The sequence below is a fragment of the Streptomyces sp. NPDC046925 genome, assembly GCF_040644915.1.
Lineage (GTDB): Bacteria > Actinomycetota > Actinomycetes > Streptomycetales > Streptomycetaceae > Streptomyces.
In genome coordinates this window covers 142,237-165,672 of sequence record NZ_JBEYWZ010000007.1, presented here as the reverse complement: position 1 = coordinate 165,672, position 23,436 = coordinate 142,237, and the positions used below count along the sequence as shown (strand labels likewise).

The window sequence follows — 23,436 nt, the reverse complement described above, 5'->3', positions numbered from 1 at the left end:
TGCGGCGGAGGCGTGGGGGCCCTGATCGGCCTGTGCGTCGATGTGACGGGGCGGGGCCCGCGGACAGCATGGTCGGCATGTTGAAGATGAGCGCGTTGCCGGGCGTTCCCCGCTGGGCCGTGATCGCCGCCCACGCGGTTCCGCTCGCCACCCTGCCCTCCGGCCTGTGGCGCGTCGCCCTCGCGGCCGGGCTTCCGGTGGCGGACAAGCCCGTCGGGGACTGGGTCGAGGTCGTCTACGTCCTGGGGCTCAGCGTCGTCGCCGAGTGCCTCGCCCTGCTGACGCTCGGCCTGGTGCGGGGCTGGGGCGAAGTGGTGCCGGGGTGGATACCGCTGCTCGGCGGGCGCGAGGTGCGGCCACTCGCCGCGGTGGTCCCCGCGCTGCTCGGCGCGCTCGGCCTCTTCGGGCTCCTGGGCTGGTCCGCCTACGCCCAGTACGCGGGCCTGGGGTCCGGCGTCACGGACAACCCCGTCAAGCAGACCGTCCTGGTGGCCTGCTACGCACCGCTCGTCCTGTGGGCCCCGCTGCTCGTCGCGGTCACGGTCGCGTACCACCGGCGCCGGAAGGGACACACGGGCCCGGCATGGACTCCTGCGCCGCTGACGGCTAGTAAGTGAGCCCCGCTCCCGTACGGGAACGAGGGGGAGCCGCACGATGACGTGACCGGAGGCCACCACATGCGAGTCGCCGCCACCCTCTACCTCACCGACCGCACCATCACCCCCGTCCGCCTGGCCCGCGAGCTGGAGCAGCGCGGCTTCGCGGCCCTGTATCTGCCCGAGCACTCCCACATCCCCGTGTCGCGCGAGACCCCCTACCCCGGCGGTGAACTCCCGCCCGAATGCGCCCGCATGCTCAACCCCTTCGTCGCCCTCGCGCAGGCCGCCGCCGTCACGGACCGGCTCGGGCTCGGCACGAACATCACGCTCGTCGGCCAGCACGACCCCATCGACCTCGCCAAGCAGATCGCGACCCTCGACCACCTCTCCGGCGGCCGATTCACGCTCGGCATCGGCTACGGCTGGAACAGGGAGGAGGCCGCCGACCACGGCGTCGAGTGGCGCACGCGGCGGGCGCTCGTACGGGACCGGATGGCCGTCATGCGCGCACTGTGGGCGGACGAACCGACCTCGTACGAAGGCGAGTTCGGGAGCGTGCGCGCCAGCGAGGTCCACCCGAAGCCGGTGCGAGCGCCGCGAACGCGCAAAGAAGGCCCCCTCTACGGGCCCCGCACGCTTGTCGGCGGAGCCGCGGGGCCCAAGCAGTTCGCGCAGATCGCGGAGTACGCCGACGGCTGGCTGCCCATCGGCGGCGGCGGTCTCCGCGAAACCCTCCCCGCGCTCCGGGCCGCCTGGACGGAGGCGGGCCGCGACCCCGGCGATCTGTACGTGGCGCTCTCCGCGGTCGAGCCGACCGAGGGCAAGCTCGCCCACTACGAAGAGCTCGGCGTGGACGAGGTCATCGTGCAACTGCCCGCACGTCCGGAGAACGAGGTGCTGCGCGCCCTCGACGGATTCCAGCGATACGTGCACCGCACACCTGCCCCCGGCGGCCGGTCCGTAACCAGCACTGACCTGTAGCTGTTTCTCCGGGAGGTCGCTCGTATGCTCGGACGCATGACCAACAGCGCGCCGCAGGACAAAGCACCCCAGGGGCCGACCCCAGCGCCGGCACGACCCACCGCGAACGCCATGCGTCGCGCGCTCAAACGCGCCAGGGACGGCGTCGCGCTCGACACCGCCGAAGCCGCCGTGCTGCTCCAGGCGCGCGGCGACGACCTGAAGGACCTCGCCGCGTCCGCCGCACGGGTGCGCGACGCGGGCCTCGCCGCGGCGGGGCGGCCCGGCGTCATCACGTACTCGAAGAAGGTCTTCATCCCGCTGACGCGCCTGTGCCGGGACAAGTGCCACTACTGCACCTTCGTGACCGTGCCCGGCAAGCTGCGTCGCGAGGGCCACGGGATGTTCCTCTCGCCCGACGAGGTCATCGACATCGCACGGCGCGGCGCCGAAATGGGCTGCAAGGAAGCCCTGTTCACGCTGGGCGACCGGCCCGAGGACCGCTGGCCCGAGGCCCGCGAGTGGCTGGAGGCGGAGGGCTACGACGACACCCTCGCCTACGTCCGCGCGATGGCGATCCGCGTCCTGGAGGAGACGGGCCTGCTCCCGCACCTCAACCCGGGCGTCATGACCTGGACCGACCTCCAGCGGCTCAAGCCGGTCGCGCCGTCCATGGGCATGATGCTGGAGACGACGGCGACCCGCCTGTGGAGCGAGCCCGGCGGCCCGCATTACGGCTCGCCCGACAAGGAGCCCGCGGTCCGGCTGCGGGTCCTCGAAGACGCGGGGCGCTCGAACGTCCCCTTCACCACCGGCGTCCTCATCGGGATCGGCGAGACGTACGAGGAGCGGGCGGACGCCCTGTTCAAGCTGCGCTCGACGCAGCGCTCGTACCACGGCATCCAGGAAGTCATCGTCCAGAACTTCCGCGCCAAGCCCGACACGGCGATGCGCGGCATGCCGGACGCCGAGCTGGAGGAGCTGGCCGCGTGCATCGCGGTGTCCCGGCACATCCTCGGCCCGAGCGCCCGCATTCAGGCCCCGCCGAATCTCGTGGACGCCGAGTACGCCCTGCTCATCGGCGCGGGCATCGACGACTGGGGCGGCGTATCCCCGCTCACGCCCGACCACGTGAACCCGGAGCGGCCCTGGCCGCACATCGACGAGCTGGCCGAGAAGACCGCGCAGGCGGGCTTCAGCCTCCGCGAACGCCTCACGATCTACCCCGAGTTCATCGAACGCGGCGAACCCTGGCTCGACCCCCGCCTCCTCCCGCACGTCCGCGCGCTCGTCGACCCGGAGACGGGCCTGGCGAACCCGGACGCCCGGCCGAGCGGGCTGCCCTGGCAGGAACCCGACGAGGGATACGTCGCCTCATCGGGCCGTACGGACCTGCACCGCACGATCGACACGACGGGCCGCACCTCCGACCGGCGCGACGACTTCGACGAGGTGTACGGCGACTGGGAGGCCCTGCGCGAGCAGGCCGCGCCCGGCATGGTCCCCTCGCGTATCGACGGTGACGTGCGGGCGGCGCTCAAGACGGCCGCCGACGACCCGACGCGCCTGACGGACGCCGAAGCCCTCGCCCTGCTCCACGCGGACGGGCCCGCGCTCGACGCGCTCTGCGGCATCGCGGACGACCTGCGTAAATCCGTGGTCGGCGACGACGTCACGTACATCGTCACGCGCAACATCAACTTCACGAACGTCTGCTACACCGGCTGCCGCTTCTGCGCCTTCGCCCAGCGCCGCACGGACGCCGACGCGTACACGCTCTCCCTGGACCAGGTCGCCGACCGGGCCGCGCAGGCCTGGGAGGTCGGTGCCACCGAGGTGTGCATGCAGGGCGGCATCCACCCGGACCTGCCCGGCAGCGCGTACTTCGACATCGCGCGCGCCGTGAAGGAGCGCGTGCCCGGCATGCACGTGCACGCCTTCTCGCCGATGGAGGTCGTGAACGGCGCGACCCGGACGGGTATGTCGATACGGGACTGGCTCGGCGCGGCGAAGGAAGCGGGCCTCGACTCGATCCCCGGCACGGCGGCGGAGATCCTCGACGACGAGGTGCGCTGGGTCCTGACCAAAGGCAAGCTGCCGACGGCCACCTGGATCGAGGTCGTGAAGACGGCCCACGAGCTGGGCATCCGCTCCTCGTCCACGATGATGTACGGCCACGTGGACCAGCCCAGGCACTGGCTCGGTCACTTCCGCACCCTCGCCGCGATGCAGCAGGACGCGCTGTCCAAGGGCGTCGAGGGCTTCACGGAGTTCGTGACGCTGCCCTTCATCCACACCAACGCCCCGGTGTATCTGGCGGGCATCGCGCGCCCCGGCCCGACCACGCGCGACAACCGTGCGGTGGTGGCGATGGCGCGGCTCCTGCTGCACCCGCACATCCCGAACATCCAGACCAGCTGGGTGAAGCTGGGCACGGAGGGGGCGGCGGAGATGCTGCGCTCGGGCGCGAACGACCTGGGCGGCACGCTCATGGAGGAGACCATCTCGCGGATGGCGGGCTCCAGTTACGGCTCGTACCGCTCGGTCAAGGACCTCGTCGCGATCGCGGACGAGGCCGGACGTCCGGCGAAACCACGGACGACGCTGTACGGGGAGGTGCCCCGGGAGCGCCAGGAGGCGGCCGCCGCTTCGGACGGCCACCTCCCGGAGTTGCTGCCGGTCCTTGACTAGAGGCTCTCGGGGGCCTGGAGCGCTCTGGAGTCAGGGGCCCCGCGCAGGAGGGGTCAGCCGGCGAGCTCGGCGCCGAAGCCGGCGCCGTTCTCCTCGGTGCCCAGGGAGGACGGGCTGAACGACGTGATGCCGGTCGTCGTCAGGCCCGTCTTGGCGCCGCGGAACAGCCAGGCGGCGCCCGAGTCCTTGGTCGTGCCGTCTTCCTGCGGCACGCCCACGGTCAGGTCGGCGAGGCCGTCCTTGTTCACGTCGGTGAGCTGGACCGTCTCGCCGAAGTAGTCGTCCTTCTCCGAGACGCCGGGGACGGCCGCCGTGTCCTGGTTGAAGGCCTGGGCGCCGGTGCCGGTCAGGCCGTTCGCGCCGCCCTTGAGCAGGACGATGGCGCCGGCGTCCTCGACGCTGCCGAGGTTCTCGCCGGGGACGCCGACAGCGATGTCGGGGTAGCCGTCGCCGGTGACGTCGCCCGCGGAGAGGGAGTAGCCGAACTGGTCGCCCTTGTCCGAGCTGTTGATCTCCCCTGCCTCGCTGGCGCCGGGGACGCCCGCGGTGGCCTGGTCGATCTTCGCGGTGCGGGAGGAGAAGCCGGACGCGGAGCCGTAGACGACCCGGACCGCGCCCGCGTCGTACGTCTGGACCTCGGAGACCTCGTCGACCTCGCGGGCCACCAGGTCGCCGTAGCCGTCCTTGTTCACGTCGGCGATGACGCCGTTCGTCGTGAACTTCTTGATGGCCGTCGACGTCTTGGCGAGACCGTTCTTGCTGCCCTTCCACAGGCGCGAGGAGTGCTGCATCTCCTCGAAGCTGTGGCTGGTGACCAGGTCGTCGGCGCCGTCACCGGTCACGTCGCCCACGATGAGGTCCTGCGGGCCGTCGTCGCCGTTCTCGACGGACGAGGTGGAGGCGGGCTTCCCGTCGCGGGTGAAGGGGCCGTAGCGCACCTCCAGGGTGGACGAGGAGTTGACGACGAGGTCGGCCTTGCCGTCGCCGTTGAAGTCACCGGCCTCGACGCCGGTGGTGTACTCGCCCGGCAGCTCGCTGCCCTTGGTCAGGCCGTTCGCGGAGCCCCAGAGCACCGCGTCGGTCTTGCCGTTGTTCACGACGAGGTCGGTGTATCCGTCGCCGTCGAAGTCACCGGCCGAGGTGGACGCGCCGAAGCCGCCGCGCTCCTCGGGGTCGCCGGGTACACCGTCGGTGGTGCGGTCGACCTGCTTGGCGTGCGCGGTGTCGGCGCCCGACGCCGATCCGTACACGATGGAGATGTAGCCCGCTCCGGCCACGCCGTCGACGGCGCCGTGGGGGGCGGAGACGGCGAGGTCGGCGTAGCCGTCATGGTTGAAGTCGGTGATCGGCTTGGCGGCCGCGCGGGGAGCTGCGGCCGCGGAGCCGGCCGTCGCCACGAGGGCGAACGGCGTGGCGAGCGCGGTGACCGCGACGGCAGCTATGAGTGAACGGCGCACTGATCCTCCTGTGGGGAAACTGCTGTGACACCAGAGGAGACCGGTGCCTTGGGCAAGTGGTTGTACACCCCAGGTTCATCGTTACGACGCCCGGACATTTCCGTTACAGAGGTCACCGTTTCCCATGGGACAACTCCCGCCTCAGCCGATGTAGTTCAGGTATCGGCGGAACGACCGGACACGTCTCCCATGTGGCCATTCCATGGACATTTCGCGGCCCTCTGAAAGGCGATGAAGAGGCCTGGTGAAGGCCGGTCAAAAGTGATCTGAGGGGTGACTCTTCAGATATCTCTTCGCCACCGAACCGACTGTTCCCGGTCGATTACAGTGCTGCGCAGACGTGCAGGGGAGAGCAGGGGAGGGAGGTGCGATGAGCACCGCAGCAGCCACCGGAGTCTGGGGCCGCGCCGAGCAGCAGGACTTCCGCAGCCGGGTCCGCGGCACGCTGCTCGGCGCCGCCGTCGGGGACGCCCTCGGCGCGCCCGTCGACTCGCTGAGCCTCGACGGGATACGGGAGGCGCACGGCGCCGAAGGGCTCACCGAACCCGCCCCCGCGCACGGCAGGCGCGGCGCCGTCACGGCCGCCACCCAGCTCACCCTGTTCACCGTCGACGGACTCATACGCGCCCAGGTGCGCCGCGACACCGGCGCCTGGCATCCGCCCACCGATCTGCACCGCGCGTACCGGCGCTGGGCGGCCACCCAGAGCGACTGGGGCCCCGACGAGCGGCGCAAGGAAGACGGCTGGCTGGCCCGCGAGGAGTGGCTCTACTCGCGCCGCTCGCCCGCCCGTGCCTGCCTCCTCGGACTCGGCGACGAGAACATGGGGACGCTCGAAGCCCCCAAGAACCCGGCGGAGAAGGGGGCCGAGGCCGTCACCCGGTCCGCTCCCTTCGGACTCCTCGTCGGCTGGGAGCCGCAGCTGGTGCTCCAGCTGGCCGTGGAGTGCGCGGTGCAGACGCACGGCCACCCCGTCGCCTATCTGGCGTCCGGCGCCCACACCGTCCTCGTGCACGGGCTCGCCCGCGGGGAGTCCCTGGACGGCGCCATCCAGCGGACGCTCGCCCTGCTGGCCGCCAGGCCCGGCCACCAGCCCGTCACGGACGCCCTGAAGCACGCGCTCGGAGCGGTCCGGCAGGGGATGCCCTCTCCCGCCCGGGTGGAGGAGCTGGTGGGCGACGGCTCCGCGGAGGGCGTGCTCGCCGGGGCCGTGTACTGCGCCCTGGTCGGCGACGACATCCGCCACGGGCTGCGCCTGGCCGTCAACCACGGGGGCGCGTCGGCCGCCGCGGGCAGCCTGTGCGGGGCGCTGCTCGGCGCACTGCACGGCGAGACCGCGCTGCCTCCCGGCTGGCTCACCGAGCTGGAGGGCCGGGCGACGATCCTGGAACTGGCGGACGACTTCGCCATGGAGATGACCCAGGGCCCGGCACTGCACGGTCCGGCGGTGTCGTCGCCGGGGTGGTTGGCGCGGTATCCGCGGGCGTAGGAGCCCGCAACGACACAGGACGGGCCGGAAGCTCCCCCTGGCCGGGGATCTTCCAGCCCGTCCGGCGTTTGAGGACGAACTCGGCGAAGCCGGTGATTTACGGCTACCGGCCCTGCGGGGTCACCACGTCGTCGGCGTCCCCTGTCCGGGGCGGAACAACTGCTCCACCGGCGGAGCCACTGTCACCATCCGTATTGATCTTCTCGATGATCGCGTCCCGCTCCGGGGTGTCCTCCGGCTTCACGTAGCCGACCAGGATATAGAGGACCAGCGAGACGGCCAGCGGGATGGAGACCTGGTACTCCAGGGGCACTCCGCCGTCGACGGCCCAGTTGATCGGGTAGTTCACCAGCCAGAAGGCGAGCAGACCCATGGCCCAGCTGGTGAGCGCGGCGGTCGGTCCCGACTTGCGGAACGTACGCAGCAGACCCAGCATCATCGGGATCGCGATCGGACCCATCAGGCCGGCCACCCACTTGATGACGACCGTGATGATGTCCTTGAACGTGGGCGAGTTGACCTGCGTGGCCACCGCCATCGACAGGCCCAGGAAGATCACGGTGGTCAGTCGCGCCGCGATCAGGCCCGAGCGCTCGTTCCACCGCTTGGCCTTGGAGGACAGGACCGGCGCCACGTCCCGCGTGAACACCGCGGCGATCGCGTTGGCGTCCGAGGAGCACATGGCCATCGTGTGGGAGAAGAAGCCGACGATGACCAGGCCCAGCAGGCCGTGCGGCAGGAGTTGTTCGGTCATCAGGGCGTACGAGTCGGAGCCGTCGGGCTTCTGCGCGTCGACCAGGAGCGGTGACATCCACATGGGGAAGAAGAGGACGACCGGCCACACCAGCCACAGGACCGCGGAGAGCCTGGCCGAGCGCGCGGCCTCGCGGGGAGTCGCCGTGGCCATGTAGCGCTGGGCCTGGTTGAGCATGCCGCCGTTGTACTCGAAGAGCTTGATGAAGAGGAACGCCAGCAGGAAGACCGTTCCGTACGGTCCGACCAGCGGCTTCCCGTGTCCCGCGAGCTCGGGCTCGTCCCAGACCCCGAAGAAGCCGCCGTGGTCGCCGAGCTTGGCCACCACGGCCACGAACATCGCGACACCGGCCAGGAGCTGGATGATGAACTGCCCCAGCTCGGTCAGCGCGTCGGCCCACAGACCGCCGATGGTGCAGTAGATGGCGGTGATCACGCCGGTGATCAGGATGCCCTGGTTGATGGAGATGCCGGTGAAGACGGAGAGGAGCGTGGAGATGGCGGCCCACTTGGCGGCCACGTCCACGATCTTCAGGAGCATTCCGGACCAGGCGAGCGCCTGCTGGGTCTTCAGGTTGTAGCGGTTCTTCAGGTACTCCAGCGGCGAGGCCACGTGCAGCCGTCCGCGCAGCCGGTTGATGCGGGGCGCGAAGAGCTTCGAGCCGATCGCGATGCCGAGCGCGATCGGGAACGACCAGGTGATGAAGGACGTGACGCCGTACGTGTACGCGATGCCCGCGTACCCGGTGAACATCACCGCGCTGTAGCCGGACATGTGGTGCGAGATGCCGGAGAGCCACCAGGGCATCTTGCCGCCCGCGGTGAAGAAGTCGCTGACGTTGTCCACGCGCTTGTGCGACCAGATGCCGATCGCGACCATGATTCCGAAGTAGCCGATGAGCACGGCCCAGTCGAGACTGTTCATGTGCCCCCTCCAGGGGTCCGCCTTGTGAACTGCGCTGAAATGCCGTGCACTTCGCCAGTTTCGTGTCATAAGGGACGTGGGCGGCCTTGAAGTGCCCGCTCATGGTGGGTTCGGGCGTGCGTCGCGGACAACCGCCCGTGAGGTCAAGAGCAGGTAAAATCGTTCTGTTTGCTGACCTGCGTTCACATCCTTGATCTCATTACGGGCGCACCGAAGGCGTTCGGAGAGGCCCGGAGAGGTCCGGAAACACGCAAGACGGCTGTACGGAATCCAAGTTCCGTACAGCCGTGATCGGTTCAGCCGCGTGACGCCCGCCGCGTCCGCGTAACCCCTACCGCATCAGCTCTCCCGCGTTCACCAGGAGCGACTGCCCCGTGATCGCCCGCGCCCGGTCCGAGGCCAGGAACACCGCCGCGTCCGCCACGTCCCCGTCCGTCGCCAGGTCCGGCAGCGCCATCCGCTCGGCGAGGCGGCCCCGCACCTCGTCCTCCGGCACCCCCTCGGTGTGCGCGGTGAACTGGACGTACGCCTCGACCGGCGGGCCCCACATCCAGCCGGGCAGGACCGTGTTGACCCGGATCCGGTCGGGCCCCACCTCGTGCGCCAGGGAGTACATCGCCGAGGTCAGCGCGCCCTTCGACGCCGCGTACGCAGCCTGCCGCACCTGCGAGGGCGCCGCGACGGCCGACTGCGTGCCGATGAACACCACCGAGCCTCCGCGCTCCTTCAGGGCGGGCAGGCAGGCCCTGGTCATCCGCAGCGTGCCGAGCAGATTGACGTCGATGACCTGCTGCCAGGTAGCGAAGTCCGCGTCCTGAACGCCCCCGAAGTAGCTGTCCCAGGCGGCCACATGGACCACGGCGTCGATGCCGCCGAAGCGCTCGCGCGCCAGTGCCGCCAGTGCCTCGCACTGCGACTCGTCGGTGATGTCGGTCGGGCGGTAGGCCGTGCGCGTCCCCTCGGGGTCGATCTCCGCGGCCGACTTGGCGAGGTTCGCCTCCGTACGCGCCCCGAGGACGGCACGCCCCCCGTCCCGTACGACGGCGGCCGCCACCTGGTGGCCGAGCCCGGCACCGACTCCCGAGACGACGACGGTCTTTCCTTCGAGGAGCGAGTGCATGGGGCGCCTCCCGACTCTGGCAGTTTTGCTGACGGGGCGTCAGAGTATGGGCGACCACCGGAGGAAGGAAGAGGGAGGAAGGGGAGAGGCATGAGTGACGACACCCGCGACAAGGCACGCGACGACACCCGCAGTGAGGTCTACGGCGAGCTGGCCGCCCTCGGTCCGTACGGCGTGCATCCGGGCCACGCCCTGATCACCATGGTCGAACCGCACCCGGGCCACGAATACGCGTACAACCGCTGGTACGAGGACGACCACTACTACGCCGGCGCCATGGCGATGCCCTGGATGTACGCGGGCCGCCGCTGGGTCGCGCCCCGCGAGCTCCAACTCCTGCGCGGACCCGAGAAGTCCGCCGTCGCCCAGCCCGTGACCGCGGGCTGCTACCTCTCCACGTACTGGGTCACCGAGGGCCGCTACGACGACCACATGAAGTGGACCGTCGGCATCAACAAGCGCCTGAACCGCGACGGCCGCGTCTATCAGGACCGCACGCACGTGTTCACGGCCTTCCAGGACCACGAGGCCACCGTTTACCGCGACGGCGCGGCCGGGCCCCGTGACTTCCACGCGCTCGACCACCCCTACCAGGGCCTGGTGCTCGAAGTCGTGGACGCCGATTCGGGCGAGCAGCGGGAGGAACTGCTCGAATGGCTGCGGGCCAAGCAGCTGCCGCGCGCCCTTGCCGGGTCTCCCGCCGCGATGGTGACGATCTTCCGGCCGACTCCGCTGCCGGGGGACCGCATGACGTACGTGAAGCAGGTCGAGGGAGTCGACACACGGCTGACGCTGCTGTGGTTCCTGCAAACCGATCCGCGGGAGTGCTGGCAGGAGCACTTCGCCGGGCGGGCGGAGGCGGTGGCGGAATCGGGCTTGGGGAGGGTGGAGCTGGTGGCGCCGTTCATCCCCACGGTGCCGGGGACGGATCTGTACGTCGACCAGCTGCGATAGGCCCGGGACGGGCAGGCTCCGGGGCGTGCCGGGCTCCGGGGCGGGCAGGCTCCGGGACGGGCCGAGCCCCCTCGGCCGGGACGGCGGGCCAGTCGAGAGGGCTCAATCGGTTCTGCTTATGCGGTTGTCGGTCTCTCGCTGATCCTGTGGTGCTGAAGCGCAACGGGATATGTCTCAGGCGAGGTGTGACGTCTCCCGGCCGACCTCGGAGACGAACGCGCTCCACGATGCGGAGGGAAAGGCGAGGACGGGGCCCTCGGTGACCTTCGAGTCCCGCACCGAAATGGCGGCGGTGAGCGGGGACTTGACCTCGACGCACGCGCCGTTTCCGGTGGAATACGAGGACTTGACCCACGTATTCGTAGCGCCCTGATGAATTGCCATGGTTACTCCGGTTTGCCCAGTTGTTGAGTTCGGTCACCGCCAAGAGCGGTTGCGCCAACGGATGTTGCTTGATGGCGTGAATGACGCTACTCGCCAACATCGCTGAGTGAAGGGAGCGTTCACTCGACCGGATGGCATATTCCAGTGGGGTCTTCCGCCCCGCCGAGGCTTAGGTGTACCGTGCGGCGCTTCTTTTCAGAGGGCAGTCGGATGTGTGGTGTATGCACTACCGCGCATACTCTTTCGCAATGTCTGCGATGAGTTGGCGTGATTGATCCACGTTCAGCGCCTGGGCCCGCAGATGCTCGTACATCACGCTGTACTGCTGGACGTCGTTCGCCTTCTCCAGATAGAGGTCGCTCGTGACGCCCTCGATGTAGACCACGCTGGAATCCGCGGCGTCCGGGAATTCGAGAATGGCGTACTGGCCGTTGAGGCCGGGGTGCGCGCCCATCTCGAAGGGGATCACCTGGACCGTCACGTGCGGCAGCTGGGACTGCTCCACGAGATGCTCCAGCTGGTCGCGCATCAGATGCCGGGAGCCGACCACGCGGCGCAGCGCGGACTCGTCGAGGACGGTCCACAGGCGCAGCGGGTTCTCCGGGGCGCTGATTCGTTCCTGCCGGCGGACCCGGACCTGGACGCGCTTCTCGATGTCCGTCGGCGTGGTCTCCGGCAGCGCGCCGGTGATGAGGGCTTCCGCGTACGCGCGGGTCTGGAGCAGGCCCGGCACGACCTGCGGGTCGTACACGCGCAAGGACGCGGCGTCCGTCTCCAGACCGATGTAGACGCTGTACGGGATGTCGCCGAAGGAGTGCCACCAGCCCTGCTGGCGGGAGTCCTTGGCCATCTGCATGAGGGAGTCGACGATGCGGTGGTCCTCGACCTCGTAGACGCCGCAGAGATCGCGGACATCGCGCTGGCTGATGGAACGGCGGCCGTTCTCGAGGCGGCTGATCTTCGACTGCGAGACCAGCAGGCGCTCGGCGACCTCCTCGGCCGTCATGCCCTTGAGCTCACGGAGCCTGCGGAGCTCCTGGCCCAACCGGCGTCGCCTGACGGTGGGATTGACGTTGGACGCCACGGACGTGCACCTCCGACTACATGCCTCTACTTTGCGTATCTGCTGTTCAGCAGAGTGCCACCAACGTGTCGCGCACCGCTGGGAAACAGCGGATGTGAAGTGCGGCGTGACGTGCTCGGCGCACTGCGACACGAAGACGGACGTGAGGACTCGTGTGAAGGGTGCGGCCCCGGCGCAGGGCGCCGAGAAGTGCGGCCGCGCGGGGCGGTGGTACCGGTGTCGTCGTCCGGACGTCCCGGTGCCGGTGCCCCGCGCGGCCCAGCGGCTCCCGTACCGGGTCTGGGGGACTGCGGTGCGGCGTTGCTGTTGCCGGTGGTGCGGTGAGTCTTTTACTGCCGTTGTTGCTTCTACTGCGGTGCGGCGTTGCTGGTGCGGCCTGCCTCAGTGGGCCACGGCACGTGCCATGGATCCGCGGCGCGGCTGCATCGGAACCCCGCCGGGCTCCGGAGCGGTCCTGGCCGGCTGTCGGCCACCGCCAGGTCCACCTGGTCCGCCCGGCCCGCCCGGACCCGCTGGGGCCGGACTGCGGCGCGGCTGAGCGGCCACGCCGTTCTGGACGTCCATTACGGCGTGCGCCACGAGGCCGCCCATCGGGTCGTGCCTGATCAGGTCCCGGAGACGGGAGCGCGATGAACGCCCTTCGTTGCCGGGGTAGAGGTGCTTGCCGAGTCCCACTGCGTGAGCGAGCGCGGCGAGCGCCGCGGTCCGCGGGTCCGGCGGGACGCCGGTGCGGATCGCACTGTCCAGCCGTGACCTGATGTCCCGGCTGATTGCCGTGTCCGTCGCTTGGTAGCGAGTCGTCGGCAATACTCCGCACATCTGGCCCGAAACGGCATGCACCATGCCGCACCGCTCCAGGTGCGCGAGGTAAATCTGGCGCAGCCCCAGTCGGGGCCCGCCGATCCAGTGGACCGCCCGAACCGGGCTGCCGCGCCTGCGCAGCAGTTCCAGTGCGGAGTCCAGAGTCGGATCTCCGGTCGGCCGTGGCATCACCACGGCGATACGATCCCCGTCTGGGGCTATCCGTCCGGCCAGCGCCAGCTCCACTAGCTGTGCTCCGGCCAGACCGAGGTCGAGCGACTGCGGCTGCGCTGTGGTACCCGTGGCCGGGTCCAAAGCGAGCAGCAGAAGCTCCTCCGGAATTGTTCTGCGGCTCCTGCCCATCCATGCCTCCCCGCGTGGATGAATGACAGGGTGACCCCTCTCACATTGGTCTGTCGAGAGTGCGTGACCGGTAAGTACGGGAACCAGTAGGTATGTCGTTCTCGTCTACCACGGGGGTTAAGCCCCCACACAGGACACTGGTACATGGTTCGGACAGCGGGTCCGACCGTGTTTTGGCGCAACGGCAACGCGAGCGGCATGGCGTACGAGGAGGCATCGGTGGCGGGCGAGACCCCCGACAGGTCGAAGCAGCGGAAGTCGTCGGGGAATCCGACTGGGTCAGAGCCGTCCGTTCCGGCGCAGGCACCGGAGGAACGCGACCCGCGCCTCGCGGTGGCCCGCGAGGTCCCCGCGGCGCGCGAGGACCAGGCGACGGCGGTCTTCTCGACGAAGGCGGTGAAGGATACGGCGGCGGCGGGGTCTGAGGGCTCCGGGGGGTCTGGGGACTCCCGGGGGTCCGGGGACTCCGAGGCCGCCGGGAGCGGCGCCAAGGACGTCGCCGGGAGCGGCCCCAAGGGCGCGGAGAACGGCGACGCGCGTCTGCGGGCCGCTGTGGCGGCATGGGTGGCATCGGCGGACGAGGAGACCCCGGAGGGCGCGGGGGAGTCGGCTGGGTCGGGCGGGACTCCCGCTGACGCGGAGAAGGCGGCTGCGACTGGTGCGGCTGCGGCTGATGCGGGGGAGTCGGCTGCGTCCGGCGGGACCCCGGCCGGCGCGGGGAAGGCGGCTGCGTCGGGGGAGGCCCCGGCTGGCGTCGACTCGGGCGATGCGTCTGCCGACGGGGCTGCGGCTTCGACGGGTGACGCGGAGGGCGCTTCCGGAAGTGCTGACGCGGCGGACGCTGCCGAGGGTGCGGCTGGCACGGCTGCGGGCGCGGAGGGTTCCTCCGAGGGCGGTAGCGGCAACTCCGGTGCAGCTGACGCCTCGGACGGCTCCGACAGCGCGGCGGGCTTCTCGGGCGACGCTGACGCGGCGGACGGTGCCGACAGCTCGGCAGGCAAGGGTGCGGGCGCAGAGGGTCCCTTCGGGGGCGCCGACGCGGCGGACCCGGCTGACAGCCCGGCTGGCAAGGCTTCGAGCGCAGAGGGTCCTTCCGGGGCTGCTGGCGCGGCTGACGCCGCTGGCAGTGCGGCTGGCGGCTCTGCGGGCGCGAAGGGCGCTTCCGGGGACGGCAGCGGTGCCTCCGGTGCCGCCGACGCCTCGGACGACTCCGACAGCGTGGCGGGCCCGTCGAGCGACGCCGACGTGGCGGACGCTGCCGACGGTCCGGCTGGCAAGGGCGCGGGCGCGGAGGGCTCCTCTGGGGGTGCCGACGCGGCTGACAGCTCGGCTGGCAAGGCTTCGAGCGCGGACGGTCCTTCCGGGGCTGCTGACGCGGCTGCCGCCGCTGACAGTGCGGCTAGCGGCTCTGCGGGCGCGGAGAGCTCCTCCGAGGCCGGTAGCGGCGACTCCGCTGCCGCCGACGCCGCGGACGGCTCCGACAGCGTGGCGGGCCCCTCGGGCGACGCTGACGCGGCGGACGCTGCTGACAGCCCGGCTGGCAAGGGCGCGGAGGACTCCTCCGGGGCTGCCGACGCGGCAGACGCCGGTGCCGCCGACGCCGCGAACGGCTCCGACAGCGCGGCGGGTCCCTCGGGTGCTGCCGACAGCCCGGCCGGCACTGCTGCGGGCGCAGAGGGCTCCTCCAAGGGCGGTAGCGGCGCCTCCGGTGGCGCCGACGCCCCGGACAGCTCCGGCGACGCGGTCGACGCGTCCGAGGGCGAGGACGCCCCCGCCAAGTACGGCCCCGCCAAGGCCGCCCCCGCCAAGGACACCGCCGACGGTGACAAGGCCGTGGACGACAAGTCCGCCGCCGATCAACCCCCCGCCACCGGAGTCGATCAAGCCACCGCCGTCTTCAAGGCGTTGCCCCCGAAGGGCAAGGGCGTCGATCAGCCGACCACCATGCTCAAGATCGGCGATCACAAGGCGGGGGCCGGGGCGGGCAAGACCGAGAGCAAGGCCGCCGAGAAGGACGAAGCAAAGCCCACCGCAAAGCCCACCGCAAAGCCGGAGGGCGACGCCGAGCGCACCAGCAAGTTCGTCGCGCTCAAGCCGCTCGACGACGCCGCACCCCGCAGCGGCGCACTCCCCCCGCCCACGGCACCACCCGCGTCCAAGGCGCCCACGCCAGAAAAGGCGTCCACGCCCGAGCCCGCGCAAGGCAACGCAGGCCCCGAGCGCACCACCCAGCAGCCGCTCCCCCCGCGGCCCCCGCTGGACCTCCTCGCCGAGCTGACCAACACCCCGCCGCCGCCCGAGACCCGCGTCCGCACCGCCGTACGCCGGGTCAAGGTGTGGACGCCGCTGGTGCTGCTCCTGGTGATCGTCTTTGCGGTCGTACAGGCCATCCGCCCGCTGCCGACGCCCACCCTGACGCTCACCGCGAAGGAGACCGTCTCCTTCGAGGGCGAGAAGCCGTCCATGCCGTGGCCCGGTGAGGGCCAGGCGGCGATGGACGTCAACGGCATCGGTACGTTCGGCACGTCCGGCGACCAGAAGCCCGTGCCGATCGCGAGCATCGCCAAGGTCATGACGGTCTACCTCGTCCTGCGCGACCACCCGCTGAAGCCGGGCAAGGACGGCCCGAACATCCCGGTCGACGCCGCGGCGGAGAAGCACTACGAGACGGGTAAGGCGGAGAACGAGTCGGTCGTCAAGGTCTCCGAGGGCCAGAAGATCAGGCAGTACGAGGCGCTCCAGGCGGTCATGCTGCCGTCCGCGAACAACATCGCCAAGCTGCTCGCCCGCTGGGACACGGGCAGCAATTCCGAGGACGAGTTCGTCGCGAAGATGAACAAGACCGCCAAGGAACTCGGCATGAAGAACACCCACTACACGGACCCGAGCGGCCTGGACAAGACGACCGTCTCCACCGCCGAGGACCTCGTGAAGCTGGGCCGGGCCGCGATGGAGGACCCGGTCTTCAACGAGATCTCCCGCCAGCCCAGCTACAAGGACCTCAACGGCGACAAGCAGAACAACTTCTTCGGGCTCGTCCCGACGGTCGCCATCGGCATCAAGACCGGCACCACCACCGCGGCGGGCGGCAACATCCTCTTCGCCGCGGAGCAGAAGGTCGGCGGCCAGACCCGCACGATCATCGGCGCCGCCCTCGGCCAGTACGGCGACAACGGCACCGCCAACATCGACGAGGTCACCGGGGTCACCCGCAAGCTCATCGAGGCGGGCCAGGGCGCGCTCAAGGCCAAGAAGATCGTGAAGAAGGGCGATGTCGTCGGCGAGGTCGACGACGGTCTGGGCGGCACGACCCCGGTCGTCGCCACCAAGGACGTCAGCGCCGCGGGCTGGTCGGGCCTGACCGTGAAGCTGAAGCTGAACGACGAGGACGGGCAAACGGTTCCGCACTCGGCGAAGGCCGGAACCAAGGTGGGCGTCCTGAGCGTGGGCGACGGCAAGGACGGCGCCGTGGAGGTGCCCGTCGCGCTCCAGAAGGACCTCGCTGAGCCGGGCTTCGGCAGCAAGCTCACGCGCGTCGGCTGAAGCACGCGCGGTAGCAGTACGCAGCACTGACGAGCAGGCGTGGGCGGAGGCACAAGCCACCGCCCACGCCCCTGCTTTGACCGGCCCGGCGGAACCGGGGCCGGTCCCGCACAGAGGGAGCCCCGGTCCCGCAGAGTGAGCCCCGGTCCCGCGAAGAGGGAGCCACCGCCCCCCGGCACCCTCCGCGCGCTGCGTGCTAGCGTCACAAGCTCGGGGGGAGTACGCCGGGGCTGAGTGACGGGGTGTTCCGGGACGGACCCCCTGCCAAGGCCCCCCGGACGGACAGAACGACACGGGGAGTGCCGCAAGTGGCCACAGCGGAGCCGACGCGAGCCGACGACGCCGATCCTGATTCCGGCACCGGTGGCGGCACCCGCACCGGGGCGCGAATAAAGCTGCCCGCCCAGCGCGGCGCCGAGCCCGCCGCGCCCGGAGAAATGCCCGGCTGGAAGCGCTTCCTGAGCCACCCCGTGACCCGGCATCCCGTGACCGTCGCGACCGTCACCGCGGCCGTCCTGCACATCCTGTGGTTCTTCATCTTCGCCAACAGCGGCGGAGACCTCGCCGCGCAGGACGCCTGGGCCGAGTTCGTCGGACGGCACCCCGACTCCGCGTACAACCTCGCCTGGTACGGCGGGATGCACCCGGTGTCGTACAGCGTCGTCTCGCCGTATCTGATGTCGGTGCTCGGTGTGCGGACCACGATGATGATCGCCGGGACGATCTCCGCGGCGATGCTCACGATGATCCTGGTCCGCAGCCGCGCGGTGAAGCAGCCGCTGTGGCCCGCGCTCGCGGGCGTCTTCGCGCTGTTCGCCAACGCGGTGTCGGGCCGCGTGACCTACGGCCTCGGCCAGATGTTCGCGCTCATGGCGGTCGCCGCCGTCTTCTGCTGGCCCTACCGCTGGCGCTACAAGCGGTGGGCGAAGGCCCTGGTCGCGGCTCCGTTCGCCGCGCTCGCCACCATGGGAAGCCCGGTGGCCGGGCTCTTCGTGGGCATGGTCGCCGTCGCCCTGTTCCTCAGCAAGCGCTACCCCGGGGCGTACGCGCTCGGGCTCGCGCCCGCCGTCGTGGTGGGCCTGTCCGCGTGGCTCTTCCCCTTCTCCGGTACGCAGCCGATGTCGTTCGGGTCGGCTTCGCTGCCGCTGCTCTACTCCGCGTTCGTCTTCTTCGCCGTACCGAAGGAGTGGAAGACCGTACGGATCACGACGGTCGTGTACGCGGGCTTCGTGCTCGGTGTCTGGCTGATCAACTCGCAGATCGGCTCCAACATCACCCGCCTCGCGATGTCCTTCTCGGCCGTCGCGCTGCTCGCGGCTCTGCCGTTCGCCGTACGGAAGACCCGCAAGTGGTACGTGATCGTCGTGGCGCTGGCCGGTTTCGTCGGCTGGGTCGGGTACAAGGCGGGCGACGACGCGGTGCACACCACGCCCGTCGCCTCCTGGACGCGTGAGCTCGCGCCGCTCGTCAACGAGCTTCAGGAGGTCGGCGCGGAGAAGGGGCGCGTCGAGGTCGTCCCCGCGCGCAGTCACCGCGAGGCGTCCGCGCTCTCCCCGTACGTGAACCTCGCCCGCGGCTGGAACCGCCAGGCGGACATGGAGCGCAACCCCCTCTTCTACGACGACACCCTCAACTCCGCGAACTACCACGAGTGGCTTCAGCGCTGGTCCGTGCATTTCGTCGTGGTGCCCAACGGGGAGCCCGACGGTGACGGCGGCAAGCGCGAGGCCGCCCTCGTCGAGCGGGGCCTGCCGTATCTGAAGCAGGTGTGGGTGGACGACAACTGGCAGCTGTACGAGGTCACCGACCCGACGCCGCTGGCCGATCCGCCCGCGGTCGTCGACCGTGCCGAGGCGGGCGGGATGACGATCGAGGTGAAGAAGGCGGGCCGCGTCCTGATCCGCGTCCCGTACTCGCCGTGGCTCAGCATCGTCGACGCCGAGGGCAAGGGCCTGGAGGCGCCGAAGGAGACCAAGGCGTCCGAGCGGCAGCGGGAGCTCGACGAGAACGCCCCCAAGAAGTTCGACAACGTCAACGGCTGCCTGATGGAGGCCGCGGAGGACGCCGAGGGCGACAAGTGGACCGAACTCATCGCCCCCGGCCCCGGCGTCTACCGCCTCGGCGCCCCCTACCAACTCCCACGCGGCACGGCCTGCCCAGAGGAACTACGCGAAAGCCTGCGCTAGAGGATGCGGGCAGGGAGCCATCCCTGCCCGCACACCACTATGGGCCGGCGCGGCTATCTGCTCACGCCGTCCCCGTAGTCGGAGTCACCGGGAATGCCACGTCGCATACCGGGTCCTGGGGGCCTGCCGAGTCCCATTCCACGAAATAGATTTCGCGGCACGCGCCCGCGACCCGCAGTCCTTCGCGGGCCACCCACGCCTCCACCGCCTCGAACGCGCCGATGATCTGCGGATAGGAGACCTGGGCCTTGGTGATGCGGGTGTAGGCGAGTCGGTGGGCGGGTTCGACGCGGAAGCCCGTGCCCCGCTCCCGGCCCGCCCGCTGGGCCCACGCGCGCGCCGCCTCCGCGTCCCTGACCGGGACGCAGGCCTCCGCCGGGCCGTCGCTGTCCTGGGTCACCTCGGAGTGGTAGACGACGAACGACGGTGCCGCGATGCCGCCGCACTCCCTCTCGGCCGCCTCCTCCAGGCGCAGTGTCGACGCGCCGATCCACACCGGCAACTCCTCGGCGAGCAGGTGCCTGCTCTCGCAGATCACGTACTGCTCCGGCACGTCGACCGTCTTGATCTCGAAGTCTTTCCCGTGCATCTCACTACCTCTTCCGGACAGTCGTCCACGGAGGTACCCCACGAGCGTGCGCTGCTCCGCATGCCGCTCCTCGACGCCCGCCCAGTACGCGGCGACCGCCTGCCCCGCCCCCTCGCCGTCGAGCCGTACCGTCGCGGCGATGTCCGCGAGCGGCATGCCGAGACGGCGCAGCAGGACGACGGTGCGGGCGTCCTCCACCTGGGCCGCGCGGTAGTGGCGGTAGCCGGTGGCCCCGTCGACGTACGCGGGGGTCAGCAGGCCCAGACGGTCGTACAGGCGCAGGGCCTTGGGCGAGAGCCGGGCCCTGGCGGCGAACTGGCCGATGGTGAGCAGCGGTTCGCCGTCCGCCTGGCGGTCCTGCGGTGCGTGCACGTCCATGGGGGCATCCTCCGTCACCGGGCCCCTTGGCCCGGCACGCAGGACGATGGGCTCTGCCCCAGGGGGAAGGTCAACCGGTGCCGGGTGGCGCATCCGTGCCGGGTGGTGCGACCCGGCCGCCGTAGTACGCCTGCGCCTCCAGCCACCGCCGGTGCCTCCCGCGCCGTACCCCCACGATGATCGCGATGCCCGCGCCCGCGAGGAGACCGAGGAGCGGCACGACCACGGTCACGACTATCCCGCCGACGAAGGAGGCCAAGTCGGCGTCGTCGCCGGGCGCGAAGGTGAGGGCGCCGCGCGGGTCCTCGCACCGCACGCCGTAGTCCCCGGCGGTGTCCGCCTTGAGCACGAACACCCGCTGCCACTCGACGCTGCCCTTGGTCACGGTGAAGGTGCTGTCGGGCGTGGTCACGCGGGGCACGGAGCCGGTGGGCCCGGAGACCACCTCGCAGTGCGCGCTGGCGAGGAACGGGCTGCGTACGTAGATGGCGGCGTCGTCCTCGGGCCCGATCCGCAGCGTGACGGACTGCCCGCTCGCGAACGCTTCCGTGTCGTCGACGGAGTCCACCGTCGAGGTCAGCGTCATCACGAAGCTCGCGATGCCGATGCCCACACAGACCGCCGCGATGAGCCCCGCGACGACGAACCACCGCCGCCGGGGCCGCAGTTCCCCCGCGTCGATGCGGGGCGGCGGCCCTGGCGGTGGCCCATAGGGATACATATCGGAACGATGGCAGCCCGCGGTCGGTCGGCGGAAGATACCTGAGGATGAGCTACCGGGATTCGCCGTCCCCGGAGCCCTTCAGGTAGTCCCGCCAGATCCGTACGGGAAAGACGTTCCCGTGCTGCGACTTCGCCCCGCCCACGCCCGACATGGGCAGCAGCTGCGGTTCGTCGGGGCTGGTCCTGAACATCGTCACGGCGGTCGACAACTCCTCGGTGGTCGCGGTGAACCAGGCCGACCGGAGGCGGTCCTGGTCGCCGGTGCGCCCCGCGACGACCGGCCGCTCGACGGACGCCATGCCGACGCCCCGCATCGCGTCGGCGGTCTGGTCCGCCACGTCCGGGTCGAACGCGCGCCGCGCACCGGGCCGCGCGAGACCGTCGACGGCCACGTCGTCCTTGACGACCTTGGTCACGGAGTAGGGATCGTGCTGCAAACCGCGGTTGACGAAGGTGCCGTAGGCGCCCGCCATGCGGATCGCGCTGGGGGTCGACGTACCGATCGGAAAGGTCTTCTCCAGGCGCGCCATGCTCCCTTCGAGCAGCCCGGAGGCGATGGCGGTGCGCCGCACCCGGTCCCAGCCGACGCCCTTGCCCAGCCGTACGTAGGTGGCGTTGCCGCCCTTCGCCAGGGCCTGGCGCAGGGTGGGGTGGGTGTCGTCGGGTCCGTCGTCGGTTTCCCTTCCGGCGGGTTCGCCGTCGGGGGCGGTGGGCAGCCCGGAGCCGCCGGTGGACCCGGAGCCGCCGGCGGGCACGGCGGAGACCAGCAGGCGACCGCTGTCGTCGTAGAAGCTGTCGGCGGACACCGCCTGCCACGGGGTGCCGCGCCCCGCCGGGCCACCGGTGCCGTGTTCGAGGGCGGCGGCCAGGACGAAGGGCTTGAAGGCGGAGCCGACGGGGACGCCGGAGGTGTCGGCGTTGTTGGTGAAGTGCTCGGTGGCGTCGGCGCCGCCGTACAGGGCGACGATGGCGCCGTCGGACGGTCGTACGGACGCGGCGCCCACCTGCACGCCCTTGTCGGCGGCGCGCTTTTTCGGGTCGATGTCACGGTCGAGCACGCGCTCGACCGAGCCCTTGAGCCGCCGCACCTTGTCCTTGTCGAAGGTGGTGTGGATCTTGTAGCCGCCGAGGGCGAGGTCCTTGTCGGTGAGGGAGGTGTGCTGCTTGACGTACTTGTTCGCTACGTCGACGAGATAGCCGGTCTGCCCGCCGAGACTGGTGGCCCTCGACTCCTTGTGGGGCTCGGGGTAGGTCGTGAACTTCGCGCGCGTCCCGGGCTTCATGAGCCCGGCCTTGACCTGCCGGTCGAGGATCCACTTCCAACGCGCCACGGAACGCCGGTGGTTGGCGCGGCTCGCGGACGGGTCGTACTGCTCGGCTCCCTTGAGCAGGGCGGCGAGGGCGGCGCCCTGACTGGCGTCGAGTTCCTTGGCGGGGATTCCGTAATAGGTGTGGGCGGCGGCCTCGATGCCGTAGGCGCCGCGCCCGAACCAGCTGGTGTTGAGGTAGCCCTGCAGAATCTCCTGCTTGCTCTTGCGCTGGTCCACCTTCAGCGCGATGACGAACTCCTTGACCTTCCGGGTCACCGTCTGGTCCTGGGAGAGGTAGGTGTTCTTCACGTACTGCTGGGTGATGGTGGACCCGCCCTGTGTCTCCTGGCCGCGGACCATGTTGACGGCGGCGCGGGCCAGACCCTTGGGAGAGACGCCGGAGTCGCTGTAGAAGGTGTCGTTCTCGGCGGCGATGACGGCGTTCTCGACGGCGTCGGGGATCTCCGAGAGCTTGATGTTCTGCCGGTTCACCTCACCGGTGCTGACCATCTGGGTGCCGTCGGCCCAGTAGTAGACGTTGGCCTCGCGCCGGGCCGCCGCGTTCTCGTCGGGGATGTCGACGGATACGTACACGACGGCGAAGAGACAGCCGGTGCCGCAGACGCCGAGGCCGAGGGAGCCGGCCCACTGCCGCCAGGACGGCAGCCAGCGGCGGAGGCCGTGTCTGCCGCGGCGGGGGTAGTCGATGAGGCGGCGGCTTGGCTTGCGGGCGCGGGGGCGGGGGCGGGGGCGTTTGGGCCCGTGCACCGGCTTCCCCAGAGAGTGTGTCCCCATGCCGGGGGAGAGGGGGCGGTGGGTGCGGGGGGTTGGCCGGGGACGTATTAGGGGGGCGTAACAAGGAATCCGTGCTGGTCAGGGCGTCGTGACGAGACGGGCAAGCGAGGCTGACAAGGCTTTCGGCGAGCAGGGTCCGGCCGCGGCGGCTCCCCTTGGCCGCGGCCGGCCCGCCTCAACCATGGGGCCGAATACATGCGGGAGTGCCCCGACCTCCATGGGAGTCCATTGCCTCGTCAACCTCATCGCCTCAGCAACCTCATTGCCTCACCACTTCACGTGTTCCCGGGGCAAGGCACTCGACACAGGTTGAATCCGCCAACGCCACAGCG

16 protein-coding genes are annotated in these 23,436 nt (G+C 70.6%); 7 read left to right on the top strand and 9 right to left on the bottom strand.

What is annotated here, in order from left to right; translation table 11 throughout:
* Nucleotides 1-77: 77 nt before the first annotated feature.
* From ABZ906_RS27675 to ABZ906_RS27665, 3 genes are all read left to right on the top strand, one after another.
* On the top strand, nucleotides 78-617 hold the full coding sequence (locus tag ABZ906_RS27675) for a hypothetical protein (RefSeq protein ID WP_361387073.1): 540 nt from the start codon (nucleotides 78-80) through the stop codon (nucleotides 615-617).
* Between the two features lie 60 nt (nucleotides 618-677).
* Nucleotides 678-1,580, top strand: a complete 903-nt coding sequence (locus ABZ906_RS27670; RefSeq protein ID WP_361387070.1) for an LLM class F420-dependent oxidoreductase — start codon at nucleotides 678-680, stop codon at nucleotides 1,578-1,580.
* Between the two features lie 111 nt (nucleotides 1,581-1,691).
* Nucleotides 1,692-4,250 carry a bifunctional FO biosynthesis protein CofGH gene (locus ABZ906_RS27665; RefSeq protein WP_361387442.1) on the top strand — a complete coding sequence of 853 codons (2,559 nt, stop codon included), beginning with the start codon at nucleotides 1,692-1,694 and terminating at the stop codon, nucleotides 4,248-4,250.
* Nucleotides 4,251-4,303: 53 nt separating this feature from the next.
* Here the strand turns inward: ABZ906_RS27665 and ABZ906_RS27660 are convergent, their stop codons facing one another.
* Nucleotides 4,304-5,707, bottom strand: coding sequence for an FG-GAP-like repeat-containing protein (locus ABZ906_RS27660; RefSeq protein ID WP_361387067.1), 1,404 nt, complete (start codon nucleotides 5,705-5,707; stop codon nucleotides 4,304-4,306).
* A gap of 370 nt (nucleotides 5,708-6,077) precedes the next feature.
* On the opposite strand from ABZ906_RS27660, the gene ABZ906_RS27655 reads away from it, so the two are divergent.
* On the top strand, nucleotides 6,078-7,196 hold the full coding sequence (locus tag ABZ906_RS27655) for an ADP-ribosylglycohydrolase family protein (protein WP_361387064.1): 1,119 nt from the start codon (nucleotides 6,078-6,080) through the stop codon (nucleotides 7,194-7,196).
* Between the two features lie 103 nt (nucleotides 7,197-7,299).
* On the opposite strand, the gene ABZ906_RS27650 is transcribed toward ABZ906_RS27655, so the two are convergent.
* Together ABZ906_RS27650 and ABZ906_RS27645 are read right to left on the bottom strand one after the other, a co-directional pair.
* Complete coding sequence (locus tag ABZ906_RS27650; protein WP_361387061.1) at nucleotides 7,300-8,874, bottom strand: sodium:solute symporter family protein; 1,575 nt, start codon at nucleotides 8,872-8,874, stop codon at nucleotides 7,300-7,302.
* 331 nt (nucleotides 8,875-9,205) lie between these two features.
* Entirely contained in the window at nucleotides 9,206-9,994 is a 789-nt protein-coding gene (locus ABZ906_RS27645) for an SDR family oxidoreductase (RefSeq protein ID WP_361195054.1), read from the bottom strand.
* A 90-nt stretch (nucleotides 9,995-10,084) separates the two neighbouring features.
* On the opposite strand from ABZ906_RS27645, the gene ABZ906_RS27640 reads away from it, so the two are divergent.
* A complete protein-coding gene (locus tag ABZ906_RS27640; protein ID WP_361387058.1) occupies nucleotides 10,085-10,948 on the top strand; it encodes a hypothetical protein in 864 nt (287 codons plus the stop codon).
* Between the two features lie 174 nt (nucleotides 10,949-11,122).
* Here ABZ906_RS27640 and ABZ906_RS27635 read toward each other — a convergent pair whose 3' ends face one another.
* From ABZ906_RS27635 to ABZ906_RS27625, 3 genes are all read right to left on the bottom strand, one after another.
* Nucleotides 11,123-11,332 (bottom strand): DUF397 domain-containing protein, encoded by a 210-nt coding sequence (locus ABZ906_RS27635; RefSeq protein WP_361195058.1) that lies wholly within the window; start codon nucleotides 11,330-11,332, stop codon nucleotides 11,123-11,125.
* A 226-nt stretch (nucleotides 11,333-11,558) separates the two neighbouring features.
* Nucleotides 11,559-12,416, bottom strand: coding sequence for a helix-turn-helix transcriptional regulator (locus ABZ906_RS27630; protein ID WP_190083612.1), 858 nt, complete (start codon nucleotides 12,414-12,416; stop codon nucleotides 11,559-11,561).
* A gap of 381 nt (nucleotides 12,417-12,797) precedes the next feature.
* Nucleotides 12,798-13,580 (bottom strand): GPP34 family phosphoprotein, encoded by a 783-nt coding sequence (locus ABZ906_RS27625; protein WP_160505604.1) that lies wholly within the window; start codon nucleotides 13,578-13,580, stop codon nucleotides 12,798-12,800.
* A 144-nt stretch (nucleotides 13,581-13,724) separates the two neighbouring features.
* On the opposite strand from ABZ906_RS27625, the gene ABZ906_RS27620 reads away from it, so the two are divergent.
* A complete protein-coding gene (locus tag ABZ906_RS27620; RefSeq protein WP_361387055.1) occupies nucleotides 13,725-17,123 on the top strand; it encodes a D-alanyl-D-alanine carboxypeptidase in 3,399 nt (1,132 codons plus the stop codon).
* A gap of 308 nt (nucleotides 17,124-17,431) precedes the next feature.
* Nucleotides 17,432-19,309 carry an MFS transporter gene (locus ABZ906_RS27615; RefSeq protein ID WP_361387052.1) on the top strand — a complete coding sequence of 626 codons (1,878 nt, stop codon included), beginning with the start codon at nucleotides 17,432-17,434 and terminating at the stop codon, nucleotides 19,307-19,309.
* A gap of 61 nt (nucleotides 19,310-19,370) precedes the next feature.
* Here ABZ906_RS27615 and ABZ906_RS27610 read toward each other — a convergent pair whose 3' ends face one another.
* The 3 genes from ABZ906_RS27610 to ABZ906_RS27600 all read right to left on the bottom strand — a co-directional run bounded on the left by ABZ906_RS27610 (nucleotide 19,371) and on the right by ABZ906_RS27600 (nucleotide 23,104).
* Entirely contained in the window at nucleotides 19,371-20,276 is a 906-nt protein-coding gene (locus ABZ906_RS27610; protein WP_361387049.1) for a MerR family transcriptional regulator, read from the bottom strand.
* 70 nt (nucleotides 20,277-20,346) lie between these two features.
* Entirely contained in the window at nucleotides 20,347-20,997 is a 651-nt protein-coding gene (locus tag ABZ906_RS27605; protein WP_361387046.1) for a hypothetical protein, read from the bottom strand.
* A gap of 52 nt (nucleotides 20,998-21,049) precedes the next feature.
* Nucleotides 21,050-23,104 (bottom strand): transglycosylase domain-containing protein, encoded by a 2,055-nt coding sequence (locus ABZ906_RS27600; protein ID WP_361387043.1) that lies wholly within the window; start codon nucleotides 23,102-23,104, stop codon nucleotides 21,050-21,052.
* Nucleotides 23,105-23,436: the final 332 nt, after the last annotated feature.